Here is a 4,299-nt window from a genome sequence, read left to right as displayed (position 1 = left end):
TGGGGATAGAAGACCCATTTCTTGGTCTTGTGCACAGACTGGACCGCCATACAGGTGGCCTTTGTGTCATTGCCAAAAATGAAAAGGCCTTAAAAAAACTCAACCAGCTTTTTTCAACAAGAAAAGTATCAAAAAAATATCTCACCATTGTCAAAGGAAGGCCACCTGAATCTGACCGTTTGACGCATTATTTGACGGTTAATCACAAGACCAATTTTGTCAAGGTCGACGAGGTCGCAGTGCCAGATGCTAAGGAAGCAATACTCTCATACAAATGCCTTGGTTTCAACGATTCTGAACTTGGTCCCCAAAGTTTACTTGAGATCACTCTTGAAACTGGACGTCAACATCAAATCAGAGCACAACTGGCTCATATTGGCTATCCTGTACTTGGTGATCCCAAATATGGCACTTGTCCAATACCGGGCGAATCCCTTGCACTCTGGGCTTATTCACTGATTTTTGATAACTTTGAATTTAAGGCCTTACCAGTAGCCCCATATGCAGACAATCAATATTTTTTAGCATTCGATGCCCTCCTAAAATCATTTCAAAAGTAGAATCATCATAAGGAACTGCATAACAACATTTGATTTAAAGCAACCCCTTGTTTAGACGTTAAACTTTTCATCTAACCGATTACTGGATTCTTGCTATAGGATAAATGAAAACTAATGCTCTACAATCATTTAACGCCAAAACCCTGTTTTGCCGTAACCACTCTTATCTAACCGCTTTTCGCAAGTTGAAGACTCTTGCTCAAAGCTGGATGAGAGCTAATGATCTATAATTTTAAAAAAAAAGAGACTCATTGAGTCTCTTTTCTAATGTTCATTCAAATACAGGTGCCTATTTTACTTTAACAATCCAACCTTCTGGTGCTTCTACATCACCAAATTGAATGCCTACTAAAGTATCATATAATTTTTTAGTCACAGGACCAACTTCAGTTTCACTATAGAATACATGAAGTTTATCTTTGTAATCTATACCACCAATTGGTGTGATTACAGCTGCGGTTCCACAAGCACCTGCTTCAACAAATTCATCAATCTTGTCAATTTCACAATCTCTTTCTTCTACTGCCATATTTAAATAGTGCTCAGCAAGATACATTAAAGAGTATTTTGTGATACTTGGTAAAATAGAAGGTGATTTTGGTGTTACAAATTTATTGTCTTTGGTAATACCAAAGAAATTCGCCGCGCCGACCTCTTCGATTTTAGTGTGTGTCATTGGATCAAGATAAATACAATCTGCAAAGCCTTTTTTAACAGCTTCTTCATGTGGCATCATGCTACCTGCATAGTTACCGCCAACTTTTGCTGCGCCTGTACCAAAAGGTGCTGCTCTATCCATATCTGCAATAGTAAAGTTAACCGGTGCCATGCCGCCCTTAAAGTAAGGTCCTACAGGAACACAGAAAATACCAAACATAAATTCAGGCGCTGGTCTAACCCCTAAGTTATGACCTACACCAATTACATATGGACGAAGGTATAAAGTTGCACCTGTTCCGTATGGTGGCACGTAATCAATATTGGCTTTAACCACTTGAATACATGCGTCTACAAATTTTTCAACTGGAATTTCAGGCATTAAAACACGTCTGCAGCTTCTGTTTAAGCGCTTCGCATTTTCGTCAGGTCTAAATAATTGAACTTCTCCGGTTGAAGTCGTATATGCCTTCAAGCCCTCAAAGCACTGTTGTCCATAATGAATCGCTGTTGATGCCTCGCTGATAGATATCATGTTATCTTCAGTTAATTTTCCATCATCCCAAGCGCCATCTTTCCACATAGAGACATAACGAAAATCTGTTTTCGTATATCCAAAGCCTAATTTACTCCAATCAATGTTTACATTTTTACTCATCTTCCAAGCCCCTTTCGTATTTTATAAAATCGATCTTGGAAAAAGGTTACCCACCTTCATTATATATTATCCTTATCGACTTTGACAATTTATTTTTGAACGATTTTATAGTTCATGACACCTTCTTCAATGACAATCTCAATACGCCCCTGCTGTTCCAAATAAGACAATATAGCTCTAATTGTTCGCTCCGCTACAAAATATTTAAAAATATTCTTTCTTATATTGTAGAGTTTGTTGAGCTCAAACATCAGTGCATCAAATTTTGAGGCACTTTCCAGAAGGCCCTCTACCTCATTGATTTTTCTATGAAAATATTCAATATTGCGCTCTATGGTCTCCTCTAAATCGCTCAGTATACTGCCATGGCCTAAAACATATGTGTCAAATGACAGGGCTTTAAGCGCATTCATAGCTTCAAAGTGCCACCCTATATTGGTCACCACAGGGAACTTAGACTTTTCAAGTACATCCACATGAATCAAACTGTCACCTAAGAAACAGATGCCATCTGGTGTCACAATCCCCTTTTGATTATAGGTATGACCTCTTAAGCCAATACATTTAAACACCTCTCCGCAAAATTCAAAGGCGGTTTCTTTTTCTCCAATTAAATGCGTCACATTAAAAGTGCCTTGACCATAAACAGCTAGACCTTCCACCACAGAAGTTGAAAAGGACATATAATATCTTGAAATATCTTCACAATAGATGTGATCCACATATGGCATGGCAATTTGGCAATCATATGCTTCTTGAAGCTTGAAATTAGCACCGACATGGTCTATATGACCATGTGTGTTAATGATGCCAACGACTTTTAGCCTTTGGTTGCTAAAATATTGGCATATATCCATGGCTTCATGAATATGCCCGGTATCAATCAAGATTACTTCGTCTTCTCTTAAAAAAAAGATGCCCACATTTGCAAACTGCGTTGTGAGCACCGAAGTTTTGTTCGTTATTTTTTGTAAATTCATAATGGCCTCATCATAATCCTTGTATTTTGTTCATTTTAAAGATTATAACATAACAAATCAAGGGTTAGAAGGCATCTACACTTATTTTCTGTTTATTTGTATGTCTGCTCTCTGTCCGTTTAGGCTTTTTATTTAGCTTTTGTTCTGCCTCTTTCTTACGTTTATCAAGATGTTTTACCTCTCTGAGCATCTTGAGATAACTCTTATATCGTTCTAAAGATAGCGAACCACTCTCAAGCGCTTGGTTAACCGCGCAACCCGGTTCCTTATTATGGGTACAGTTTGCAAATTTACAGGCCTCCATAAGTGAGGCTACATCATCAAAAGTTGTTTCAAGGGTGTCTTCATCACACCAGAGCTGAACCTCTCGAAGACCAGGGGTGTCAATAATCATTGTGCCATCTTGAGCAATTAAAAGTTGAGCTGTTGTGGTCGTATGCCGACCCTTGCTGTTGCTTTCACTAGTTGCCATGGTATCTTGGATCTGACCACCCAGCAAATAATTTGTTATGGTCGATTTTCCAACACCAGAAGACCCAAGAAAACATACGGTTTTACCCACGCCAAGATAGGCTCTAAGCGCTTCCATCCCTTCATCTGAAATTGCACTAAGTGGCAGTATTGGTACACCAAAGGCAACTTTTTCCACGTCACTAACCTTTTCAGCCACATCTTGACACAAGTCTAATTTGCTTAAAATGATCACCGGATTCGCCCCGCTATTATAAGCGAGTGTCAGGTAACGCTCTATTCTCTTAGTATTAAAGTTACTGTCAAGGCCTGTTACAATAAATACTGTATCGAGGTTAGATGCTAAAACTTGTTCCTGCGTGGTCCCACCGCTAATCACATCATTCATGATTTTACGGCCACCAACAATTTTTTGGCGTCTTACAAAGGCATTCTTCCGAGGAATGAGCTTTTTTATAATATAATCTGCTTCCTGTTGGCTCTTTTCTACCATGAGCACCCAGTCCCCCACTGAAGGATAATCCACATGATATAGCGCCTCATGGATAAACTTGCCCGATAGAGTTGCATCTGAAATACCTAGGTCATGAAGGATGCTAAAATGTCCCCTGTTCTTGTTGATGACACGCCCGACAACCAAGTGGTCTGATCCGTTTTCATGCTCTATTTCCTTTGGTTCAAAATAATAATATGGTCTTAAATTTATCATCTAAAATTCTCCTATACGGTCTTTTCAATAATTAGAACAAGACCGCCTACATTTTTGGTTTAAAATTGTTTTGTATACACATCATGGGTTAAAACACTAAATCTTAATGACTTACAAAATTACTTACAAAATTACTTACAAAACTGATTACAAAATTGCTTTCAAAATGCGTTCTAAATAAGTTCTAAATGCTTTCGATTTGACGCGCGGGACATTTTTAGTCCCTTTAGCTGTAATAAAATACACGATTTCCTCATCGTGTTC

The 4,299-nt window shown here is 38.4% G+C and carries 4 protein-coding genes; 1 reads left to right on the top strand and 3 read right to left on the bottom strand.

The genetic code is table 11. The features are described from left to right. Positions 1-560, top strand: a 560-nt coding sequence (locus tag AC220I_RS18900; RefSeq protein WP_486725419.1) for an RluA family pseudouridine synthase, incomplete at its 5' end; no start/stop codon positions are given. Positions 561-849: 289 nt separating this feature from the next. Here AC220I_RS18900 and AC220I_RS18895 read toward each other — a convergent pair. The 3 genes from AC220I_RS18895 to rsgA form a co-directional block, all read right to left on the bottom strand. Continuing rightward, positions 850-1,875, bottom strand: coding sequence for a branched-chain amino acid aminotransferase (locus tag AC220I_RS18895; RefSeq protein ID WP_486725418.1), 1,026 nt, complete (start codon positions 1,873-1,875; stop codon positions 850-852). Between the two features lie 89 nt (positions 1,876-1,964). Next, positions 1,965-2,855: an MBL fold metallo-hydrolase gene (locus AC220I_RS18890; RefSeq protein ID WP_486725417.1), complete on the bottom strand. Its 891-nt coding sequence runs from the start codon at positions 2,853-2,855 to the stop codon at positions 1,965-1,967. A 64-nt stretch (positions 2,856-2,919) separates the two neighbouring features. Continuing rightward, positions 2,920-4,035 (bottom strand): ribosome small subunit-dependent GTPase A, encoded by a 1,116-nt coding sequence (gene rsgA / locus AC220I_RS18885; protein WP_486725416.1) that lies wholly within the window; start codon positions 4,033-4,035, stop codon positions 2,920-2,922. Between the last annotated feature and the right edge of the window lie 264 nt (positions 4,036-4,299).

This window comes from Fusibacter sp., from assembly GCF_057447755.1.
The sequence above is the reverse complement of the archived record's forward strand: the minus strand, read 5'-3'. Positions and strand labels throughout refer to the sequence as shown.

What these genes read in the sequence shown, in the direction of transcription:
- AC220I_RS18895 (WP_486725418.1), bottom strand. Translation starts at nt 1,875, where the DNA reads ATGAGTAAAAATGTAAACATTGATTGGAGTAAATTAGGCTTTGGATAT.
- AC220I_RS18890 (WP_486725417.1), bottom strand. Translation starts at nt 2,855, where the DNA reads ATGAATTTACAAAAAATAACGAACAAAACTTCGGTGCTCACAACGCAG.
- rsgA (WP_486725416.1), bottom strand. Translation starts at nt 4,035, where the DNA reads ATGATAAATTTAAGACCATATTATTATTTTGAACCAAAGGAAATAGAG.